The sequence below is a fragment of the Nostoc sp. genome (genome assembly GCF_036917095.1).
In the GTDB taxonomy this organism is placed as follows: domain Bacteria; phylum Cyanobacteriota; class Cyanobacteriia; order Cyanobacteriales; family Nostocaceae; genus Nostoc.
Genome location: NZ_JBALFH010000022.1, coordinates 42,290 through 66,026, shown reverse-complemented (window position 1 = coordinate 66,026; position 23,737 = coordinate 42,290). Strand labels below are relative to the sequence as shown.

The 23,737-nt window shown below is 39.9% G+C and carries 14 protein-coding genes and 3 pseudogenes; 8 read left to right on the top strand and 9 right to left on the bottom strand.

The features are described from left to right. Positions 1-40: 40 nt before the first annotated feature. Both V7L01_RS11345 and V7L01_RS11340 read right to left on the bottom strand, forming a co-directional pair. The gene (locus tag V7L01_RS11345; RefSeq protein WP_335034736.1) at positions 41-352 is read right to left on the bottom strand and encodes a hypothetical protein; all 312 of its coding nucleotides are present in this window, start codon (positions 350-352) and stop codon (positions 41-43) included. A 112-nt stretch (positions 353-464) separates the two neighbouring features. After that, entirely contained in the window at positions 465-1,367 is a 903-nt protein-coding gene (locus tag V7L01_RS11340) for a M23 family metallopeptidase (protein ID WP_335034734.1), read from the bottom strand. Positions 1,368-1,611: 244 nt separating this feature from the next. Here V7L01_RS11340 and V7L01_RS11335 point away from each other — a divergent pair, with 244 nt between their 5' ends. The 5 genes from V7L01_RS11335 to V7L01_RS11315 all read left to right on the top strand — a co-directional run bounded on the left by V7L01_RS11335 (position 1,612) and on the right by V7L01_RS11315 (position 9,590). Further along, complete coding sequence (locus V7L01_RS11335; protein ID WP_335034732.1) at positions 1,612-4,938, top strand: WD40 repeat domain-containing protein; 3,327 nt, start codon at positions 1,612-1,614, stop codon at positions 4,936-4,938. Positions 4,939-5,674: 736 nt separating this feature from the next. Beyond that, the gene (locus V7L01_RS11330) at positions 5,675-6,637 is read left to right on the top strand and encodes an ABC transporter substrate-binding protein (protein WP_335034730.1); all 963 of its coding nucleotides are present in this window, start codon (positions 5,675-5,677) and stop codon (positions 6,635-6,637) included. Positions 6,638-6,867: 230 nt separating this feature from the next. Beyond that, positions 6,868-7,893 carry an ABC transporter substrate-binding protein gene (locus tag V7L01_RS11325; protein WP_335034728.1) on the top strand — a complete coding sequence of 342 codons (1,026 nt, stop codon included), beginning with the start codon at positions 6,868-6,870 and terminating at the stop codon, positions 7,891-7,893. 13 nt (positions 7,894-7,906) lie between these two features. Then, complete coding sequence (locus V7L01_RS11320; RefSeq protein WP_335034726.1) at positions 7,907-8,704, top strand: ABC transporter ATP-binding protein; 798 nt, start codon at positions 7,907-7,909, stop codon at positions 8,702-8,704. A 1-nt stretch (position 8,705) separates the two neighbouring features. Beyond that, positions 8,706-9,590, top strand: coding sequence for an ABC transporter permease (locus V7L01_RS11315; protein ID WP_335034724.1), 885 nt, complete (start codon positions 8,706-8,708; stop codon positions 9,588-9,590). 115 nt (positions 9,591-9,705) lie between these two features. Here the strand turns inward: V7L01_RS11315 and V7L01_RS11310 are convergent. The 6 genes and pseudogenes from V7L01_RS11310 to V7L01_RS11285 all read right to left on the bottom strand — a co-directional run. Then, positions 9,706-10,134: pseudogene (locus tag V7L01_RS11310) on the bottom strand (IS1634 family transposase); the annotation flags it as partial. A gap of 80 nt (positions 10,135-10,214) precedes the next feature. Further along, on the bottom strand, positions 10,215-11,186 hold the full coding sequence (locus tag V7L01_RS11305; RefSeq protein ID WP_335034722.1) for a polyphosphate kinase 2 family protein: 972 nt from the start codon (positions 11,184-11,186) through the stop codon (positions 10,215-10,217). Positions 11,187-11,260: 74 nt separating this feature from the next. After that, positions 11,261-12,046 (bottom strand): ATP-binding cassette domain-containing protein, encoded by a 786-nt coding sequence (locus V7L01_RS11300; RefSeq protein ID WP_335034720.1) that lies wholly within the window; start codon positions 12,044-12,046, stop codon positions 11,261-11,263. A 223-nt stretch (positions 12,047-12,269) separates the two neighbouring features. Next, entirely contained in the window at positions 12,270-13,055 is a 786-nt protein-coding gene (gene ssuC, locus V7L01_RS11295; RefSeq protein WP_335034718.1) for an aliphatic sulfonate ABC transporter permease SsuC, read from the bottom strand. 106 nt (positions 13,056-13,161) lie between these two features. After that, positions 13,162-13,380, bottom strand: a pseudogene (locus tag V7L01_RS11290) (LLM class flavin-dependent oxidoreductase); the annotation flags it as partial. Positions 13,381-13,501: 121 nt separating this feature from the next. Beyond that, on the bottom strand, positions 13,502-14,407 hold the full coding sequence (locus tag V7L01_RS11285; RefSeq protein ID WP_335034716.1) for a sulfonate ABC transporter substrate-binding protein: 906 nt from the start codon (positions 14,405-14,407) through the stop codon (positions 13,502-13,504). Between V7L01_RS11285 and V7L01_RS11280 the strand changes: the two genes are divergently transcribed. The 3 genes and pseudogenes from V7L01_RS11280 to V7L01_RS11270 all read left to right on the top strand — a co-directional run. Continuing rightward, complete coding sequence (locus V7L01_RS11280) at positions 14,391-14,567, top strand: hypothetical protein (RefSeq protein ID WP_335034714.1); 177 nt, start codon at positions 14,391-14,393, stop codon at positions 14,565-14,567. The genes V7L01_RS11285 and V7L01_RS11280 overlap by 17 nt on opposite strands. A gap of 574 nt (positions 14,568-15,141) precedes the next feature. Further along, a complete protein-coding gene (locus V7L01_RS11275; protein ID WP_335034712.1) occupies positions 15,142-17,427 on the top strand; it encodes an FAD/NAD(P)-binding protein in 2,286 nt (761 codons plus the stop codon). A gap of 341 nt (positions 17,428-17,768) precedes the next feature. Then, positions 17,769-17,987, top strand: a pseudogene (locus V7L01_RS11270) (transposase); the annotation flags it as partial. Here V7L01_RS11270 and V7L01_RS11265 read toward each other — a convergent pair. Next, complete coding sequence (locus tag V7L01_RS11265; protein ID WP_335034710.1) at positions 17,979-23,384, bottom strand: ATP-binding sensor histidine kinase; 5,406 nt, start codon at positions 23,382-23,384, stop codon at positions 17,979-17,981. The pseudogene V7L01_RS11270 and the gene V7L01_RS11265 overlap by 9 nt on opposite strands. Positions 23,385-23,737 lie beyond the last annotated feature (353 nt).

Genomic DNA, 23,737 nt, shown 5'->3' with positions numbered 1-23,737 from the left:
AGCTATAGCTAAAAGTTTTTGAGATTCCGCTTGCGTGTCTTCAGCCTCCTAATTGAAAAACAATTCCAGCATCACTCTGACTCCCGTAGGGAGTAGTTCTGAGCATTATAAAACCACACCATTCCTTGCTGCATGAAGGCGGTGTGAGAGGATTAGAAAAACCATTAAAACCATTAAGTTGTACTCCGTTTTGCTGGATGGAAGTTGTATCTTGGAATGCGGTGTTTGAGCCATCAGTCAGCGTTGGTGCAGAGCTAGTTTCAGAGTCAGCGATCACTGTGCCTATTCCCACAAAAGAGCATAAATAAATCACTACCATTGATCCCAGTTTTCCAAGGATATATTTATTCATAGTTGCACTTCTTCAGAAAAGGGAGTTAGGCAGGTTTTGAAATAGGCTATAAATGCTTCTGTTTTTAAAGTAAAAGCCGCAAAGATGTTTTTGCGGCTTTTACTTTAAAAGTTTAACGGCTTGCACGATCGCATAACTGAATACCGCCCGACGACGCAAAACAGGATGTACGCATTTTCGCCGCATCTCCGTCTGCAATCGGCGATAGAGAAACAACGGTATAGTAGTAAACTCCTTTGAATGTGTCGCCGTCTCCATCAAGGTTACGCAAGGTCAACGAATTGCTTGTTGCAAGCTGTTGTCCTTTCCAGGGTTTAGGGGGTAAATTCCCAACTGAACTGCGATACATTCGCCAATAAACTGTGCGACCAGACAGGTTTTTTGCCTGAACAGTTAAGTCAACAGAGGCTACAGAAACGCTCAACTGACTAGAAGGAGATTGGAAAGTAGTAGCTTGTGGTGGCGTAACTGCACCGTTGCTAGAGGTAAGCAGAGTATTTAAAGCAGGAAGTATTGTAGTAAAAAGTATACCATCTACTACTTCGTTCTGGGTAGGCAAACCAAAGTGAAGGTGAATTCCCTTGCTTACCGCACAGCTAGGATCATTAGGTTTGTCAGCAGCAACAACACCAATCTGTTCACCTGCACGAAACTGACGGTTGTTATAGATATTTTCAGAATTCCCTTGAACATGGAACAAAGTGTATTTTCTAGTACTATTAGCCTGTTGAAGCATTATTGCGTAGTGGTTAGAAGTCCCTTTTGCAACACAATTCCACACCACTTTTGAATCAATAGGCGCGAGGACTGGAGTACCTGCTGGAAGGGCAATATCAAATGCTGACTTGCCTAAACCATCGATGTGCAATGTCTGGGATACTTTAGCGGAGACTCCTGCTTTCCAAGGAAATTTGCCAAGAGTATTTACTTGTGCTTGGGCAGCAATAACACTTGTTAGAATGATCGCAGCAGAGGTTATAGTTGCATAGGTAAATTTTTGAAGTGAAAATTGCATATTTGCTCTCCCAATGTTTTGTAGATAAAGGTGTTTACTTTTTGTCTTAGCTTGATTCCCTTGACAACACCTATCAAATCACCACTGCCAAATCGTCGGGATGCAATTAACTATTTTAAGTAAAGTCCCTGAGTAATAATCCTCACACTAGTGCCACAATTGGTGTTGGCCATTCTCTAAAAAAACCGAACTTAGCAATATCGCCCCTAAGTTCGTTAAATTAGTCTTTTTTTTAAATAGGGTTATGGGAACGCAAAGAAAACGAGGCTACCTGCTGACAGAGGTTGGTGAAGAAAAAATAATTGATGCCCTCACTCAACAAGAAGTGATACTTCGTAAGTGGGCTAGTTGTTTAAAAAAGGCAACGGAAAAGATTGGTGAACCCCTCAATGACGATACAATCCGCAAGATTTTAAAAAAGCAAAGTGTTGATGAAAGGTCGATTCAGTCTGTCTTTAAAGCGTTGAAACTACGATACAACCGTGATACTGATAGTATACAAGCTTCAAAAGATATAAATATTAGAAACAGTGAAATTGCTGAAAAATGCCCATATAAAGGCTTATTTGCTTTTGAGAAGGAGGATGCACGATTTTTCTTTGGGCGTGAAAATTTTATTCAAACTTTAGTAAATGTAGTAGAAGAAAAGCCGCTAGTGGCAGTAGTTGGTAATTCGGGAATTGGTAAATCATCGGTAATTCGTGCTGGTCTTATTCCTACATTAGAGGAATCGGGAACATGGAAAATAGCAATTTTCAGACCAAATAACAATCCTTTTTACGGGCTGGCTACGGCATTAATTGAATTATTTGAACCAGAAATGGGTTCATCAGAACGAATCAAAGGAATAAAAAAATATTTAGAAGATTTTAAAAAAGAAAATTTAACATTAAAAGATATATTAGAATATAAATTAAGAAAAATTTCTTACAAAGACCGATTTTTAATAGTCATCGATCAATTTGAAGAACTTTACACACTTTCTTTAGAAAATGAAAAAAATATTTTTTTAGATCAATTATTAGAAGTAATAGAACTAGAAAGTAAGAAACGAAGACCTGACGTTATTTTAGTTATTACCTTGAGAGCAGATTTTTATGGAGATGTTTTATCTCATCCAGCTTTGGGCAAAGCTTTGCAAACATGGAAGCCAGAAAATCTCCTAGGAATGAGTCTCGATGAATTAAAAAACGCTATTGAACAACCAGCACAAGTAGCGAAATTAAAAATTCAAGATGGATTAACGCAAATTATCTTGGATGCTATAAAGAACAATCAGGGTGAATTACCCTTGCTAGAGTTTACTTTAGAAAAACTATGGGAAAAGCGTAGCAATGGTCAATTAACAATTTCTGCCTATGATGAAATCGGGGGACTAGAGAAAGCTTTAGCTAATCATGCTGAGGATGTTTATAACAAATTAGACAAAAATGAGAAAAAGCAAGCCCAATATATCTTTACTCAATTGGTACGTTTTGGAGAAAATACAGATGATACTCGCCGCCTAGCTACCTATGATGAAATTGGAGAAGAAAACTGGAAGTTAGTGACTAAATTAGCTAGCTCAGAGCGCGAACTAGAAGCTCGTTTGGTAATTACAAGCTACGATGAGTCTAAAAAACAATCGACTGTTGAGGTAGTTCATGAAGCTTTAATTAGAGGATGGAGTCGTCTGCGAAATTGGATGGAGGAAGATCGAGAATTTAGAAAATGGCAAGATCGGTTACGTACTGAAAAGGATATCTGGGAAAATAGTGATAAAGATAATGGTGCTTTGCTTCGAGGAGCATTACTAGTAGAAGCTGAAGAATGGTTTAAAAAAAGAAGTGACAGTATTACTAACCCAAAAGAAATAGAATTTATCCTAACCAGTTGTCAGTATCAAGAGCAGGAAGATATTGAAGGTATTCAAGAGTTATTGAATTTATCTCAAAAGGAATTACAGTTAAAACAACAGTTAAGCTCCTTGATAATGGCTATTAAAGCAGGAGTAAAATTACGCAATATTCGAGAGCCTGCCGAGGCATTAAAAAGAAACGTTATTGAGAGATTACAACAAGGAAGCTATGAAATTCATGAGCAAAATCAACTTATTGGGCATACCCAGGGAGTAGTTGGTATTGCTTTTAGTTCAAATGGTTCAATGATCGCTTCAGCTAGTGACGATCGCACTATTAAACTCTGGGACTTAGAAGGTCAGCTTTTAAGGACTTTGAAAGGGCATACTGGCCAAATCTATGGGGTAAGTTTTAGCCTTGATGGTCAACTTATTGCTTCTGCTAGTGGTGACTCAACCGTGAAATTATGGAAAGTTGATGGCACACTCCTGAGAACCTTACAAGGACATACTAATTGGGTACGGGGAGTAAGTTTTAGCCCCAACGGTCGAATGATTGCTTCTGCTAGTACTGACTCAACTGTGAAATTATGGAAAGTTGATGGCACACTCTTGAGAACTCTACAAGGACATACTGATTGGGTCTATGGAGTAAGTTTTAGCCCTGATGGTCAAATGATTGCCTCTTCTAGTGTTGACTCAACTGTGAAACTATGGAACGTTAATGGCACACTATTGAAAACCTTACAAGGACATACTGATTGGATCTTTGGAGTAAGTTTTAGCCCTGATAGTCAAATGATTGCTTCCGCTAGTGGTGACTCAACCGTGAAATTATGGAACATTAGTGGCACACTCTTGACAACCTTACAAGGACATACTGCTCAGGTACGGGGAGTAAGTTTTAGCCCTGATAGTCAAATGATTGCTTCTGCTAGTTTTGACAAAACAGTGAGACTATGGAAAATTGATGGCACACTCTTGACAACCTTAAAAGGACATACTAATTGGGTACGGGCAGTAAGTTTTAGCCCTGATGGTCAAATGATTGCTTCTGCTAGTGATGACTCAACCGTGAAATTATGGAACATTAGTGGCACACTCTTGACAACTCTAGAAGGACATACTGCTCACGTCTGGGGAGTAAGTTTTAGCCCTGATGGTCAAGTTATTGCTTCTGCTAGTGGTGACTCAACCGTGAAATTATGGAACATTAGTGGCACACTCTTGACAACTCTAGAAGGACATACTAATTGGGTGCGGGGAGTAAGTTTTAGCCCCAACGGTCAAATGATTGCCTCTGCTAGTACTGACAAAACTGTGAAACTATGGAACATTGATGGCATACTCTTGAGAACCCTACAAGGACATACTGATTGGGTCTATGGAGTAAGTTTTAGCACTGATGGTCAAATGATTGCTTCTGCTAGTGTTGACTCAACTGTGAAACTATGGAACGTTAATGGTACACTCTTGAGAACCCTACAAGGACATACTGATTGGGTCAATGGAGTAAGTTTTAGCCCTGATGGTCAAATGATTGCTTCTGCTAGTGCTGACAAAACTGTGAGACTATGGCTCATCGATCCTGAAGATTTAATTTTAGACCTAGATGTTAAATTAAACAATTTACTCAAAAAAGGTTGTAATTGGATTAAAAGTTATCTCAAAACTAACCCTAATATTAGTGAAAATGATCGCCATCTCTGTGACGATATTTGCTCTTTTCAATAAACGTCATAAAGATAACTAACTGATACACCAGAAAATATTTCTCCCATTGATTATTTTATCCCCCTTAGCTATCCGCTTATAAACTTCCCCAACTAGCTAATCTGACACCACCTTCTGGAAATCATGGTCATTCATGTAACGGGCGAAAAAGGCTTCATTTTGATCAACTCGGTCAGGGGCATCGGGCAATGGACGCAAGCTAAAGAAAGAGTACTACATATCGTCTAGAATATCCTAATTCTCCTAGAGCATTGTAACGACGAGCTATTTTACCGAGGAAAGGAAAAGGGCAAAGGGTTCGTGAGTCAAGGAAGTGCGATCATAAGCCTCATACCTTACAACAATAGGTTAAAACCTTTGCCTATTAAGCTTTGTGGAAGTTGTACAACTTTTTTATTTGTTTTTAGATGGTAGCATGATAAAATTGTACAACTTTATTTTTTCAAAAATCTTGAGTAGCTAACGATAGAATAGTGCTTGTAGACGCTTAAATTGTACAACTTTTTTATATGTCTACAATAAGCTGCACAAACTGCCCTTGAGTCTATTTTTACTCATATAGTTGTGTATTTTCTTTTACTTGATATTGAATGCCTTGCTCGTCTTGCACGTAGTTCTGATTTTGACATTTATATTTCTAAGTGCGAGATGTGAGTAAATAAATATTTTAATGTTGACTAAATACGCGTATTTACCGGAGAATAAATCTTACTTATATAAAATAGGGAGATAAACCTTGAGTAACACAAATTTGGCACTCAAGAAGATTACCACTGAGATTAGTGGGACAGTGTTCTCTTTGCCTTACCACGTAGCTCGCGATCGAGGATATTTTGCTGACTTAGGAATAGAGATAGAGTTTGTCAAACGCAACTATGGCGATCGCCCAGCCAATATCACACTAATTGACGATCATCGCCAGGTAAGTTCTTTCGGAGGCCCTTCTCTGTTTGAGCAAGGACAAAGCACCCTTTACCGCGCTTGTGAGTGGGGACAAGTACGCCGTACATACGATAGTTCCCGTGGTGGACAGGTGATAGCCAAGCGGGCGGCGATCGCCAGCCAAGCGATCGTTGTGCGTCCAGACTCACCCTACAACATCCCCCAAGACTTAGCTAACGTACCTGTTGGTGTGAACTTTCACCACGGTTCTCACTACATCGCTATCCAAACCCTTGAAGGCTTCTTAGCTCCAGAGGAGATTAAAATAGTACACATTGAAGGCGGTGGACAAAATAAACAATTTAACCGCTTTGTCGCTTTGCGTGATGGGCTAGTTGATGCAGTTGCAGTCATGGAACCCTGGATTACAGTCGCCGAAAAACTGGGCTACAAGATTATCGCCGAGGCTCACTATGTAGGTCTAGAAATTGCTAGTCCCGATCTAGACAAAGAAAGTTTCGAGGCTATCAATAAAGCTATTCGTCGCGCTGTTAAAGATTTACAAGCAGATCCCATCCGCTATACAAACTATCTGATTGATGACGTATCAGAAGAGATTGTCAAACTCGAACCATCAGACTTCCGGCGCAACCGCCTGCGCTACATCGACCCAGCACCATACTCGGAAACTGACTTCCACCGCACCTACAACTGGATGGTGAAGTGGGGACTCATTCAACCTGATGCAACTTTCCAGCAGATTGTTGATAACCGAGTCATTTCAGCTAATCGAACAACCGAGAAAAGTGCTGAGTGAAGAGTAAGACTAATTATTCAAGTAGTCTGATTTCAACCTGCTTGAGTAGTTATTGAATCAGGTTTGAAAGTCGGCGTTGTCTAAATTTGGGATGAATTGTCTCGCGCACAGAGAATAATAAGTTTGACATTTGATTACCTGAGATTTCATCCCTAATTCAGCAACGCCTTAAATCCAATTCCCACATTAATATTACTTGCTTGTAATTTAAATAAATCTTGAATAAGCAAATGCACACACGCAGAGACTTTTTAAAATATTCTTCTTTAGGAGTAACAACTGCTTTAGTTACACAAGCGTGTAATAACATAACGAAACCTGCTGCTAAACAAGGAACTATCAGCATTAAATTGGGGGCAGTAAGTGGTATTAACTCCATTGATGTTTGGATTCCCCAGGATTTAGGTTATTTTGATGCGGCTGGTTTGAATGCTGAAGTCATTACTTTTCAAAGTAGTGCCAAAATGAGAGATGCGCTAATTGCAGGAGAAATTGATTTCAGCGCCCAAGCACCTTTGCACGTTTATCTTTCTCGGTTGAAGGGAGTGCCGTTAAATGTCGTCGCCAATCGTCGTAATCTGGTTGATACTTCCTTAATTGTCCGTTCTGATTTACGCTCTCAAATCAAGAGTGTTACCGACCTCAAAGGTAGAAAAATTTCAGCTGGTGAAATTGGCACTTGGAGTTGGGCAGTTTTTGTCAAATATCTGCGGCAAAATGGTCTGAACGATAAAGATGTTGAGTATGTTCAAAGTACAACTGCTTCTACTTATACATTAATCAAATCTCGTCAGGTTGATGCTGCGATCGCAGGTGCGCCCGACCTCCACAAATTACTCAAAGAAGGCACAGTTTTTCAACTACTGAATGCTTTAGATCCAAATGTGCATAAGAAATATTTTGGTGCTAACGAGGCGATGACTCGTGCTTGGCTCAGTCATGAACGCGTTGCTTCCCAAAAGCCGGAAGCTATTAAAAGATTGGTGACAGTCGTAAATCGTACTTTTACATATATGCACCAAACTGCACCAGAAGACATTCTTAAAGTAGTCGGTAAACATTTTGATAGTCAAAATTTAGACGCTATCCTCACAGGTCTGAATACCGAACTAAAACGCTCAGTGCCGAAAGATGCCTCTATCAGTGAAGCTGCTTATTTAGCTGACCAAAGAGTATTCTTTGATACGGGAATTATTAAAAAAATGGTTCCTTATGCTGAAGGGGTATTTGATAAATTTGCCGGTTATCGAGCTTAAGGAGCAGCACAATATGTCAGTCCCGACGATCGCTACTCAAAATTTGAGCATTTCTTATTGGAATAAAAATAAGCGAATTGACGCGCTACAGAATGTCAGCTTGACTATTAATCGTGGTGAATTTGTTAGCCTAATTGGCCCTAGTGGTTGCGGTAAGAGTACTTTATTAAATGTGATTGCGGGTTTAATTAGTCCGGGTACAGATGTCAATGGTAGTTTCAATACCAGTGGGATCAAAGAAATTGGCTACTTGTTCCAAAAGCAAACTTTGTTACCTTGGCGGACAGTCATCGATAATGTGACAGCACCTCTAGAAATTCGTGGCATACCTCGAACTGAAAGAAGAAAAAAAGCTTTAGCCATGCTCAAAAAATATGGCTTGTCAGGATTTGAAAATAGTTTTCCCAGAGAATTGTCGGGAGGAATGCAGCAGCGTGTGTTACTAATTCGCACGCTGATTTATCAACCAGATGTGGTGTTACTTGATGAGCCTCTGAGTAGTCTAGATGCTCAAACACGCGCTCTCTTACAAGATGAATTTCTGCGATTATGGCGTGATACCGGATGCACCTTTGTTTTGGTAACTCATGACTTGGATGAAGCGATCGCCCTTTCTCAACGGGTATTTCTCCTGAGTGCGCGTCCTGGCAGAATTGTCAAAGAATTTAAGATTGATTTACCCACAGAACGATCTGCGCTCGCCATTCGTACCGATCCCAGATTTCAGCAAATCCAGCGTGAGATGTGGTCAGAGTTAACCACACAAGTATTACAACAACAAGACCGAGGATTCGCACTTTTTAAAACATAAAATGAAAACTACCTGGCGTAAAATTTTAACTCTCAAACAATTCACGCTCTCTGCTACTAATAAAAAGCCAAAAACACCCAGTTTTCAACCCCATCAAATCCAAGGGTGGCAACACTTACGACAACTAACGATACAACTCACACCTCTGGCGGTAATTTTGTTAGTGTGGGAAGTTGGGACAGGAGCATTTAACATTCCTCAATTTATTGAACCAGCACTAGTTGGGAAGCCGAGTGTAATTGTCCAAGAGATAGGGCAACTATTATCTAGTGGTAGTATATTTCAACATATCTTTGTAACATTTCAAGAGGCAATGACTGGACTGGCTTTAGCAATGACTAGCGGTATTAGTCTGGGAATTATTCTCGCTTATTCGCCATCAGGAGCAAAAATCACTCTTCCTTACGTTCAGATATTTAATTCTCTGCCTCGGATTGCTTTAGCTCCCTTTTTTATTGTCTGGTTTGGCATTGGATTACTCTCAAAAGTATTATTAGCAGCTTTAGCCGCTTTTTTCCCCATATTTTTTACAACTTATCAGGGACTCCAAAGTATTGAACGCGAGTTGGTTTCGGCTTTTCAGGTCATGGGTGCAAATCGTTGGCAGATGTTGTATATGGTTATATTACCTTCAGTTCTCAGTTGGGTAATTGCCGGGATTCGCACAAGTTTGGGTATGGCTTTAGTCGGGGCATTAGTAGCTGAATATATCGGTTCAACACGGGGTTTAGGTTATCTATTAATGTCAGCCCAGGGAACTTTAAATGTTGATCGAGCTTGGGCAATATTAGTAATTTTGGCATCCATTAGCGTTTTCCTCGATTGGGGAGTGCGTATTTTAGAAGCTTACATTTTACGCTGGCGACCAAATCCTAGAGAACTGTAATATTAGATAATGGCGTTAAATGCGGGATAAATTAATTAAATTTAGGTATCTGTCTATACTTGCTGAGGGGGCGATAAAGATAGCTATGATATAGACAAAATTCTGTTTTTTACTGAAAAGTCACAAGATGATCTGATTGAAAACATTGAAATATCCACGGCATTGTCGGATTATTTATGGCTTTTCCTAATTGATTTGTTACAGTATAGTTTAAGGACTTTAAAGCCGCTCTAATCTCTGTTTGTGCTAGAGTATAAACTAGCAAAGATAACCCCATTATCATTGCTAATGCTTCGATTCTTTCTGGGCTTTTCAGAAAAATATTATTTGCTAAGAATAAAGGACTTTTGAGAAAACTAAATTCTCTCTCACATGACTGTTGTGCTTTATATTCAGACAGCATTTTCTCGTTGCTTAGTTCTTTATCTGACAAAACATTTGTAGCAATTATAAACCTTCCGGCACTTAACATTTTTGGTTCAATAACATCTTTATTTTCATCAACCCTGGCTGAGATTTGATAATATTTCGATTGATTCTCTTCCAAGGTCTTTGGGATGATTAATGTTTAAACCCCTTGGTTAATTATTGTCCCATCTCCCCGGAAAAAAATTGCTCTCATGCTTAATCTGGAACCACAATATTTTCTAAACCCTTTTCTGCTGGTGGAAATTGTGGGTTCATTGCTTCTAGAGTGTCTGCGATCGTTCGAGCTACTACTAAGTTACGATACCACTTATTGTTTGCAGGTACGACATACCAGGGAGCATGAGCAGTCGAGCAATTGTTAATCATGTCTTCAAATGCCGCTTGGTAGTCATCCCACAGTACCCGCTCTTTTAAGTCGTTGCTGGAAAACTTCCAATGCTTATCTGGATCTTGTAGCCGACTTTCCAAGCGTCGCTTTTGTTCGTCTTTAGAAATGTGAAGGAAAAACTTGATAACAGCAATGTTATTGAGTGTCAGCATATGTTCAAACTCATTGATTAATTGATAGCGATCGCGCCAAATATCCTCCGGTACTAGCTGTTTGACTCGTACAATTAACACATCTTCATAATGAGAGCGATTGAAGATGCTAATCATCCCCCGTTGTGGTGTGTGCTGGTGGTAGCGCCAAAGAAAATCATGGTTTAATTCTTCATCGCTGGGCTTTTTGAATGACCAAACCTGACAGCCTTGTGGGTTAAGACCACCGAATACATGTTTGATAGTACCGTCTTTACCCCCGGTATCCATCGCTTGCAGCACAATTAGCAAACTACGTTGGTGTTCAGCGTATAACCGTTCTTGCAAATTTTGCAACCGTTGACGCTGCTTTTCCAGTTCTTCCTCGATATGCTTCTTTTTCTTGTAGTCCTCACAGGCATTTGGATCGAAATTAGCCAAGGTGATGGGCTGTCCGGGATGAACTCGGTAGCGAGGATAGTCTGGTTTAGGCGGTGGCTCATCTACAACGATTTTTTCAGGTGCCATTTCCTCGGCATACTCAGTTGTAATTTTTGCTACCGCTTTTTTTGTCTTACGAGATTCTGCTGGTGTTGTGTTGTTGGTGGCAGCCGTATTATTATTTTTTGAACTCTTTGACTGGCTCATAGGTTCTTTTAAGTTAGATAGGGTGGATAGCTTTACGCATTTAATTGTGCAATTTCCGGTTGCGATCGCATTCCTTAGTGTGTACTAGCTAGCTGTTGAACTTTTTCTGTTTCCCCATTAATTAGACCTGCTTCATCACCCATAACGCGCTCTAAGATTTCTTCTGCCAGAGTGAGGAATTCTGGGTCTTTGCGTTTGCGAGGACGTGGTAGCGATATACGCCGATCCATTGTGACTCGACCATCTTCAATAAGAATGATGCGATCGGCTAGCGTTACTGCTTCATCCACATCATGAGTAATCAAGAACGCCGAAAATTTTTGTTCCTGCCAGATTTTTTCAATTAATCGCTGCATTTCAATGCGAGTCATCGCATCTAAAGCACCAAGGGGTTCATCCAACATTAGTAAGCGCGGCTCTCTGACTAAAGCCCTAGCAAGTGCCACTCTTTGCTTTTGTCCTCCCGAAAGGACAGATGGCCAATCCTTAGCTCGTTCTTTTAAACCTACTTGCTCTAATGCCTTCTCTGCCTTTTGCTGCCAGTCTTTTTTGTTCAATCCTAATCCCACATTCCTTAGAACATTGTCCCACGGTAACAGGCGAGCATTTTGAAACATTGTTCGCGCGTTGCGATTACGCCCGCGCAATGGCTCCCCATCGATTAAAACTCCACCGTCACTAGGACTTTCAAACCCAGCTATCATCCGTAAGAGTGTACTTTTACCGCCACCACTGCGTCCAACGATCGCAATAAACTCTCCTGGTGCTATCTCTAAATCGAGACTCTGCAACACCTGAGTACTACCATAGGTCTTTGTCAGACCCATCACTTTTACCTCTGCGCCTTGTAAGGATGCCATCTTTACGAACCTCTTTAAAAAGTGCAACAGAATTTTGAATAACAACAGGACTTACGTAAAAATTGCCGAAAAGCTTAATTTATCGAACCGCCAAGACGCCAAGAATTCGTAGAGTGTGCGTAAGTCCTAAACAAGTAACCGTCATGAACTAAATACACCAGAAAAATGAAAAATGAGTAGGGGATATTAAATTTTTGCTTCCAAACTTTTGCCTTGTTACAGCCTAAGCAGCTTGGTAGTTAGAATCCCACTTTAACCATTTTTCTTCTAAAGCTTTAGCAGCCACATCTGCTAACTTGCCCAACAAGGCATAAAGCAAAATGCTCAAGACAACCACATCAGTTTGCATAAACTCACGAGCGTTCATTGCCATATACCCAATGCCAGAGTCGAGTGTGATAGTTTCAGCAACAATCAAGGTTAGCCACATAATTCCCAAGGCATAACGTAGACCAACGATAATTGAACCTAATGCGCCTGGGAAAATGACTCGCTTAAATAAAGACCAGCCGCGTAAGCCATAAGATTTCGCCATTTCAATCAGTTCTGGATCGACCGTGCGAACTCCGTGAAAGGTATTGAGATAGATGGGAAAGAATACTCCCAATGCCACAAGAAAAATCTTAGCTTCTTCGCCAATGCCAAACCACAAAATTACAAGTGGGATTAAAGCTAAGTGAGGAATATTCCGAATCATCTGCACTGAGGTGTCCAAATACTCCTCTGCTGGACGAGCCAATCCATTAAGTAATCCCAAGCCAAAGCCAATACTACCTCCCAGCAAGAACCCAATCACAGCCCGGATTGTACTGATAATCAAGTTTCGCCATAGTTCCCCGGAACGGGCTAAACGAATTCCTGCAAGTATTACTTCTGTTGGGGCAGGCAATACTCTTGTAGAAAGCCAGCCAGATTTCACCAGTAATTGCCAAAGAATAATTAGAACAATCGGCACAATCCAAGGTTTTAGCTGCCGAAACCCTAGTTGATAAAATCGATTTTTTTTCATTTTGAAGCTCCTTCTGCGGTACGTTGTTGCTTAGGAAAATCTTGGTTGGCGACAATTTCACCAAAAGGACTTAATACTTGCTGTTGTGCTGTAGTAGGTAAATTCCTAAAAAACGCATCTGTTGAGTTACTGATATTAAGGATGATGCGATAATCCAAGCGTCTTCACATGAGCCTCCTGTGGGAAGTAAAGCACCCGTGTAGCCTAGATGATCCACAGCTTGAGCAATTTGACGCAAGTATGGATAGGTAGCAGCACGCCCTCCTGTTGCTGTTCCGAGATAGCGCCCATCACTGTAGGTTGGAATAAACCAAAATAGTTCCATTAATAGTGGACTCCTTGAGTGTTTTAGCCATAACTGCAAGAATGCGATCGCCGAAGGCTTAAGCTTCGCTTATCGCCTATGGTGGAGCGTAGCCTATCGCTTATGTAGCTTGTAAATAGTTTTAATTAGGCTTAGGATCGGACACCATAGCTACTTGACTGACATCAATTTTTTTAGGAACCAATTTCAGACGATAAAAAGTATCAGCAAGCTTTTGTTGATAAGCAACAACTTCCTGCGTAATGAGTTCTAAGCCATAAGCTCTTCTTTTTGCTACCTGCTCTAAAACACCAGCATCAATCCCAATTAGAGGTGAGAGTATTTGTGCAACTTCTTGCGGTCTAGATTTTGCCCATTCATCTACTTTTTTGATTTCCTCTAAAACGACTTTCAGGCGGTCAGGATGCTTCTTGGCAAAGGTTTGAGAAGCAAAAAGGAACTCCCGATTTTCGACTATATTTGTAGCATCTGTAAGTATTCGCGCCCCTGTAGCTTGTTCGGCAGCAGCAAAGTACGGGTCCCAAATCGCCCAGGCATCAACCTTTTTTCGTTCAAATGCTGCTCTAGCATCAGCTGGAGGAATAAAGACTGGTTGAATATCGGTATATTTCAAATTAGCTTTTGCTAATGCCTGTACAACTAAATAATGGACATTTGAGCCTTTATTTAAGGCAACTTTTTTGCCTTTTAAATCAGCAAGATTGCGAATTGGAGAATTTTTTGGCACTATAATTGCTTCGCCTTTGGGATTAGGAGGTGAACTGGCAACATAAAGCAGAGGTGCGCCAGCTGCTTGAGCAGATATGGGAGGCGTTTCTCCTGCATGACCAAAGTCAAGCCGACCAGCATTTAAAGCTTCTAATAGTTGCGGCCCAGCTGAAAATTGATTCCATCGCACCGATAAACCTATCGATTTTAACTTTTTCTCTAAATCACCTTTTGCTCTTAAAAGACTGAGAGAGCCAAACTTTTGATGACCAATACGAACTACCTTTTCTGGATCTTGACCTATGCTAAATGATGGCATAGATGCAGAAATTACTGAAAGATTTGGAGAGCAAGCAGAAATTATCAAACTCAAGCTGAGACTAACAGCAAATAGAAAAGTAAATGTTTTGCTTGAATGGTGTTTGAATAAACCTATAATTTTGCGCCATTTTAATACAAGCGCAGAAAAAATATCCTGATTTAGAAACATTTTGACCTCAATTTAAAATAAAGTTTATACTTAAAAAGCATTAAATACTTAACTAACTTTGATTAAAATTATTGAGAGTATTATAAACTACAGTAAATCGACAAATTTAATGTAGTATCTAGCTAAAGAATGATATTTTTCTGCTTCGATTATTGTTTTCTGAGACTGATGGAAGAGCGCTAATTAGGGAAAAAGTGTTGTATGTTGAGTACAGGACTTACACAAAATAATGGAAAAATGAACCGCATACCCCTTCAGGGATCTTGCTACGCGCAGCGTCTCGTTAGAGAAGGCGCAAAAAACACAAAGGAATGAGAGTTTCAGAGAGTTATTGCGTAAGTCCTAGATATGAATATCTTGAGAACTTTCTTAGATGATAATTGTACCGATTCTGTCAAGAAGTCACCAACTACTGTTAATTTATCAATTAAATGTATTTAATACTTGAAATCAAGGTATTATGAGAATTTATAATAAATCAAGTCTGATTTTTTAGCTGGGTTGTAAAAGCATTTAGTTCCAGTAAAGAGACAGCGTAACTATTGATTCTAGCTAAGACCGCCATGAACCCTAATTTTTTAACTGCCCATACTCCAACCACGATCGCTATTGTTGGCGGAGGTTTTAGTGGTTCTCTAGTTGCTACCCACCTATTGAAAACTGCCAGTCAACCCCTCACCATTAAGCTGATTGAGCGTAGCGATCAAATTGGCAAGGGAATCGCCTACAGCACAGATACCAACTGTCATTTGCTGAATGTCTCGGCAGGCAACATGAGTGCATTTGCTCACGATTCAGGGCATTTGTTACGTTGGCTTCAGCACAACCGCGATGAGTTGACAGCATTTTTTTCAGAAGAAGTCAATGCCAGTACCTTCATACCTCGTAAGGTCTATGGTTTATACATTCAATCGGTTTTAGCAGATGCAGAAGCCACAGCACCTAGTGATGTGCGACTAGAACGCTTCACCGATGAAGTAGTAGGGGTACAGCCTGAAGAAAAAGGCGCAATGATTTCTCTGCGTAGTGGTCGCTGTTTTGCCGCAGACAGAGTTGTGTTGGCATTGGGGAACTCACCTTCTGCACCCCCCGCCATTCAAAACGACAACAGTAATGATGATTATCTGCGGAATGCTTGGTCAGCCGATGCCCTAGCAGACCTTGATGCTGATGCACCTGTGTTGCTAATTGGTACGGGACTGACGATGGTGGACATGGTTTTATCTCTGAGCGATCGCCAACATCGCGGTAAAATTTATGCTGTGTCCCGACGAGGATTATTTCCCCTCAAACATCAAGCGGCTCAACCTTATCCCTGCTTCTTGACGCTAGAAAATTCACCAAAAAGTGTGCGCGACTGGTTACGTCAGCTGCGTGCTGAGGTGGAAATTGCGGCTACCCAAGGCTACGACTGGCGAGCAGTAATTGATTCTCTGCGTCCACTGAATCAGAAAATCTGGCAAAAACTACCAACCGAAGAACAGCAACGTTTTTTGCGTCATTTGACACCCTATTGGGATGTGCATCGTCACCGCATTGCCCCAGAAGTAGCAAATGTTGTCACTGAAATGCTAGATTCTGGTCAACTCACCATTTCTGCCGGACGGATTCGAGAATATCAAGTTTTGCCGGATGGTGTAGCTGTTACCGTCTGCCAGCGCAAAACCCAAACTAATAATATCTTGCACGTTCGGCGGGTGGTGAATTGTACAGGGGTAGCAGCAGATTATCGCCGATCGCCTCATCCTCTGATTACTGATTTGCGATCGCAGAAATTAATTCGCCCCAATACCATCGGTTTAGGATTAGATACAGATACCCACGGTGCTTTATATGCAGCAGACGGTAACGTTTCGACGCTGTTTTATACCTTGGGAACTCCCCGCAAAGGCGACTTGTGGGAAACTATTGCCGTTCCAGAATTACGGGGACAGGCGCAGGAATTATCTAAGGCGTTGTTGCAGTCGCTACCAGTGCGTGTGCGTCCTATTCCAACGATGCCTTTGTTAAGCGAGCGCAGTGCAGAGATACCGCAATCGACTTTCCTATTCCGGCAATTTTTTGACCCTGCAACTAGTAGTTATACTTACTTAATTGGCGATAAGCAAACAGGCGATGCTGTTCTAGTCGATCCTGTATTAGAGCAAGTTGACCGCGATTTGGAATCATTGGATGAATTGGGATTAAAGCTACGCTACTGTCTAGAAACTCACCTCCATGCCGATCACATCACAGGGGCAGGCAAACTCAGGCAAAAAACAGGCTGTGAGGTGATTGTTCCCCAAAATACTGCTGTTACAAAAGCCGATCGCTCCCTTGTGGGTGGCGAAATCCTAGAGGTGGGATCGGTAATCATAGAAACAATTTTCACGCCAGGACATAGCGCCAGTCATATAGCATATTTGGTGAACAAAACCCATCTGTTAACTGGTGATGCCTTATTTATTCGTGGTTGTGGACGCACAGATTTTCAGGGAGGCGATCCTGGAACTTTATACGATGTAGTGACACAACGCTTATTCACCTTGCCAGATGATACCTTGGTATATCCTGCCCATGACTATAAAGGACGCACTGTTTCTACTATTGGCGAAGAAAAGCGGCTTAATCCCAGATTTAGCGATCGCAGTCGTAGTCAATTCATTACAATCATGAATAATCTCAAATTGAGCTATCCTCAGAAGATGAATGCAACAGTACCGGCGAATGAATACTGCGGTGATTTTATTCCTCAAGAAAGCTTAGACCAAGCTACGAGTTCGGCAACAGATGAAGAACAGAAACAAATAGAACTCACAGTCATGACTAATACAGAAATTTACAATGATTACTTTGCTATGTATATCTAGAGCAGAGTGAAAATCAAAATTTTTCCACCCAAGGCCGCAATTCAACTTCCCAAGTCCAAGCATTGCGAGGTTGGCGGAGAATGCTGAGATAAGTTTGAGCGATGTCTACGACCTGACTTTTCCCGTTAAGTCTCGAAAAGCAGACTCACAAAGGATTTAGAGAACAGCCCCGCATATACGGTAGAGTAATGAAAATCGTGTACTAAAGGTAACAAACAATGTTGGACTGGTGGGAGAAAAATTTTGCAACCTGTGAAGTGAGCGATAAGCCTGACGGCATGGCTTCGCTTACCGCCGATTGAATGAGCGTGCGATGTCAATTGGCTATGCACTAAGTCATTGATAAGATTCTGTTACGCAAACGAGCCGTGATTGAGTCCGTCAATGACCATCTCAAAAACATCTGTCAAATCGAACACTCTCGTCACCGTAGTCCATTTAACTTTTTGGTTAATTTGATAGCTGGTTTAACTGCTTATACTTATTTGCCTGAAAAACCAAAGATTTGCCTGCACTACCTCACGCCATTTTTTAGTTCCGTCGAACTCACGTTAAGCTAGAATCGGTAAGGTAATCACAAATTCTGTTCCAACACCCAAGGTAGAATTCACATCCAAAGTTCCGCCATGTTTTTCTACAACTATAGACTGAGCGATCGCTAATCCTAATCCCGTTCCTTTACCAACACCTTTCGTAGTAAATAAGTGGTCAAATACTTTTTGTTTGACTGATTCACTCATGCCTTGACCATTATCAGCAATGCTCACTTCAACTTGTTTATTTTTTAAAGAGGTGGTAATTTTAATCCGGTTGGGATTGGCTTTAATTTCTTCAAAACTCTTACCTGTATTTGATTCATCCAAGGCATCAATGGCATTTGCTAAGATGTTCATAAATACTTGGTTTAATTGACCAGGAAAGCATTCAATTTGGGGTAAATTTCCGTACTCATTGATTATTTCAATAGCTGGACGTTCTTCGTTAGCTTTCAGGCGATGTTTGAGAATTAAAATCGTACTATCAATGCCTTCATGAATGTTAAACAGTACTTTGTAATCTCTATCGGCACGGGAGAAAGTACGCAGACTGGTACTAATATTCTTGAGCCTGTCACACGCTATTGTCATGGAATCAATCATTTTGATCAAATCTTCTAAGCTATATTCCAAATCGATTTCTTCGGCATGGGTAAAAATTTCATCTCCGGGAATAGGAAACTTTTGTTCATATAGTTTCAAGTGTTCGATAACATCAATAAATGTTGGTTTAGCTTGTTTGAGACTGGCAGCAATAAAACCAAGAGGATTGTTCATTTCATGAGCGACGCCAGCAACTAAGTTACCCAATGCAGACATCTTTTCACTTTGGACGATTTGTAATTGAGCTTGTTGCAAATCTTGTAAAGCTTGCCCAGCTTGCTGATAAAGCCGAGCGTTTTCTAAGGCAATTGCTGCTTGGGAAGACAGTAGGTTAATTACCTGCAAACGGTTACTAGTAAATACTCCTTGACTCAATTGATTTTCTAGGTAGAGAATCCCCACCAAATGACCTTGGTTAACAATGGGCGTACATAATACACTTTGAGGTTGATGTAGGAGCATATATTCTCCAATTACACCAGGAATATCTGTTTTGCAATTGTCTATAATGACAGTTTCTTGAGTATTCTTAACGTAATTTATTAGTTTTCTCGGAATATATTGACAAGCATCTATTAGTTGTGAATCAAGAATGGTTTTGACATCAGTCTGGGAATTTAACTGTTGATCGATAAAGGTAATTGCCCGCACTTGCCAAATATCCTCTTGAGGAAGAATTAATACAGATGTTTTCGCACCAGAATTTTCTAAGATAATGCGAGTGAGACTGCTGATAAGTACGTCTAATTCGATACAACTGGAGATAGTTTGAGCTGCTTTGAGAATGCAGGTTAAATCTAGAGCATCAGAAATATTAGTGCTGCTGGTAGTGTAACTAGATGTACGAGCAATACTGGCTATGGTTTCTAAAGGATTTAAGCTGAATTCTTGCTGTTGCAAAATGGGTTTGAGTAATTTGGGATAGCGTTTTTCCAAGTCATCAGTTTTGGCTTTTGCTCCCCAACGGGCATAACTGTAATATGCTTGTTGCAGATATCCTTCTGCGGCTCTTTCTTTACCCCATTCTAGGTAAAATTTGGCAGCAAGTTCGTTAGCGATCGCGGCTTCCTGAATATAGTCATTGGCGATCGCTCCTTGGATCGCTATTTCATAATAATCTGCGGCTTGTAAGCGATCGCCAGTTACACGAGCTTGTTCAGCTAAAATTAAATTGTACTTGTGCTGATAATTGACTGGCGCATGAGCCGCCCATTCTTGCATTTTTGACTGGTTTTCGGCTACTTTCTGGAGATAAAGCTGTTGCTGTGCTTCATTTACCTGAGAACAAAGAGTTAACAAACTCAAAGATTGATAGAAATTCCGCAAAGGAACAATTAATAAGCCTGCTGCTCCCTGCTCATACTGCTCAAATTTTTGGGAATATTCCCAAGCAGATTCATATTCACCAAAAAGATAAGCCAGGAGCGTTTTTGCTAGATAGACATAACAAATACCATTGATATTGTTAGTTTCAATTAAAGTCGGTAACATTTCAACTTCGTGAAAATGCTTACCAATTAAACAACAGGGATTAGCCGCTTCTCCTTGTAAATTTAGAACCGTCTGCCGCCAGATATTTCCCCAAACTAGAGATACCTCTTGTTTGATTTGCTGCATTAGATCGCAATATTTATCTGCTTCCAGCACAGCATTTTCTAGGTTTTCTCCACTCCAAAAGAGAAATTGACAATAGCAATTGGCACAATAGCCTACATATTCTAAATTTCCCGTTTCTAATCCACTCTGCAATCCCTCCAAAAATAGATTCAATGTAGATTTAATTGAATCTTTCCAATGTTTAATAAACAGACTAAATGTTAAATAAACCCTACTTTTAAGTTCTTTAGTTTGAAATTTTTCTAAAAGTTGTACTGCCAGTTTCCCAAACTGATACCCATCTTCAATTGCACCAATACTGCACAAAAATAATCCATAGAGACTATAAGCAACAGCTGCCTGTGGTGAGTTGCCGTACTTGATACAAATCTCGATCATTGTAAAAATTTTGAGCGGCAATAACATCGGTTTGGCTATATAAACTGGAGCAAACAAACCCGATAATATGCGGAGCGCAACTAATTTTTGGGGATCAATTATTTCTGGCATATCTGCCAATGCTGCAATCGATTGATGAACAAACATTTGTTGTAATTGGTCATGTTCCTCAAAAATAATTTGAGTATTACTGTCTTCAGGTAACGTCAAATCTAGTAATTGCAGTGCTTCTCTACCTGTGGCTATTGCTTCAATGAATTTATTTTGTGCTGTATAAGATTGGATTTGAATCTCATAGGTACGAACTTTTTCTAATGGAGATTTAGCGTTTTTGAGGATAATCTCTACTAATGATTTTGATGACTCAAAGTTTATATTCAGATATTCTGCCTCAGCCGCAGATTCGTAAACAGCAAGGGCCAAATCATAGCTGCTTTGCCAAGCATTTATCGGTAATAGAAGGATCGCCACTTTTAAATACTCAACTGCTGTCGCATAAGCTGTCGAGTTTTTGGCTTTACAACCAGCTATCAGATTTAACCGGGATAAATGTTCTCGTTCGTCAGCTTCCTTTAATAATTCCAGTCCGTAATTGAATTGGTTAACGATCGCAAAAATTCCTGACTCTTGCTGCTCTTTAGGTGTATTCTGCAATAACAATTGCCCAATTTGCAAGTGTGTTGACTGTTTTTGTGCATCTGGAATGAGTGAATAGGCAGCTTGCTGGACGCGATCGTGTAAAAATTTATATACAACCATCTCAGACTGTTCTTGAGTAGCTGCTTGATTTTCGGAACCAACAAAAAACTTATAAACCTCACTTTGCGGCAAAATCAACCCTTCTTGCAAAGCCTTCCACAAGCAATCTGCGGTTTCTATCTCCGATTGTTTAGAAACAATCGCTAATGTTTTTAAATCGAACTGATTCCCAATACAAGCGGCTAGCTTCAATTGGTGTTGAGTTGATTCTGGTAGTCTTCGTAATTGAAAAACCATAAAATCAACAACATTTTCTGCTAGAGTTTGCTGATTGATTTGAGAAATATCACATTGCCAGCATCCCTCGGTAAAATTGAATTGAATTAGTTGGTCTTGATGTAATGATTTCAAGATTTGAGTTGCAAAAAATGGATTTCCTTGAGCTTTACGGTAAATCAATTGTGAAAGAGATAATGCCACATTTTCTGCACAATTTAACGTGTCGGCTACAAGTTGATTCAATTGTAATTGGTTGAGTGGTTTTAGGTTAAGACTATTTACCTTCACACCTGTTTTGCGAATTTCATCCAACATCACCATCAATGGATGGGCTGGGAATACTTCATTGTCTCTATACGCACCAATTAACAATAAATATCCCTGATTAGCTTCATTCATTAATAATTGCATGAGTTTCAATGAAGCCGAATCTACCCACTGCAAGTCATCTAAGAATATAACTAAAGGATGTTCTTTAGTTGCAAATATTTGGAGAAATTTCTGAAATAATAAATTAAATCGGTTTTGGGCTGCGTTACCTGATAATTCTGGTGCAGGTGGTTGTTTGCCGATAATTTTTTCTAATTCGGGAATGACTTCAATAATTACCTGTCCGTCTTCACCTAATGCTTGAATAATTTGATTTTGCCATTTGTTTATTTGGACATCACTTTCTGCTAGTAATTGCTCCATGAAGTTACGGAAAGCTTGGACAAATGCAGAAAAAGGAATATTTCGATTAAATTGGTCAAATTTGCCTTTGATAAAATAACCGTGTTGACGAACAATAGGTTTATGAACTTCGTTAACAACCGCAGTTTTACCAATCCCCGAAAACCCAGCTACCAGGATTATTTCTGTTGCACCCAGGCTGACATTTTCAAATGCTTCTAGCAGAGTTTCTACTTCTGTTTCTCGTCCGTAGAGTTTATCAGGGATAATAAATCTGTCACACACATCCCTTTGGGCAATTGGGAAACTTTCAATTTTACCAGTTGTTTTCAGTTGATATAAACAATTTTCTAAATCATACTTCAATCCTAATACACTCTGATAGCGGTCTTCAGCATTTTTTGCCATTAATTTGCTAACGATATCCGAAATTACCGCCGGAATTTGTAAGTTAATTACATCTATTGATAAGGCTACCTTAGCAATATGGGAATGCACCAACTCCATTGGATCGTTTGATTGAAAAGGTAACTCACCTGTGAGTAATTCGTAGAAAGTTACACCAAGGGAATAAAAATCAGTCCGGTAGTCAATTCCCCGATTCATTCTCCCTGTTTGTTCTGGAGAAATATAAGCTAGTGTTCCTTCTAATACATTGGGGCTGATTAGTGTTTGCGTTTCCCTTGGTAATAGAGAGGCAATACTAAAGTCGATTAATTTAACTTGTTTGGTTTCTGGATTAATTAAAATATTGCTCGGTTTGATATCTTTATGAATGATGCGCTGACTATAGAGTATTTCTAAGGTATTACACAGTGCGATCGCTATTTGAAAAAACTCTTGTAAAAACCTAATATCTCGCGTTTGATCGCGAGCAAAATAATCTTTTAGAGAAATGCCACCAAAATCTTCCATCACCAATGCATAGGCATTTTGATACACCTCCAGGCTATAGGTTTGGACAATTAAAGATGAGTTGAGATTTTTGGCAATGGTGTACTGATTGCGAAACTGCACCAGTTCATTAAAGGAGGGATATGGATTTTTCAGCAGTTTGATCGCTACAGGTAATGAATCAGTTTCTCTATACCCTCGATAAACTATAGTTCTCGAACCATTGTAGATTTCTTCAAGGATCTGGTATCCAGAAATATTAACATGAGTGCTAAACATACTGTTAAATCCGAGGTAATTTATAACTTGATTATTCCCAAATTAATAACGGCAGTTTAATGTTAATTAGTAAAGATTACTATGGCTTTACTTTAGAGACCATTTATGAAGATAGGCTTTAAATTATAGGGTACATTAAATGCTACTTTAACTTTAAGACATCAAATGCAGAGATAGCATACCCCACATAAAAGCGTCAATATTCTCACTAGTAAATTAGGAACCAGCAAAGTGTAAACTAGAATTTTCAACTCAAAAATGTGCTTGTAAGTGCTGGGGAAAGATTCAAGGCAAAAGGATTAAAAACCTTTCACCTTTTCCCTTTAAACTTTAAATAGCCAAGTTAACAGGAG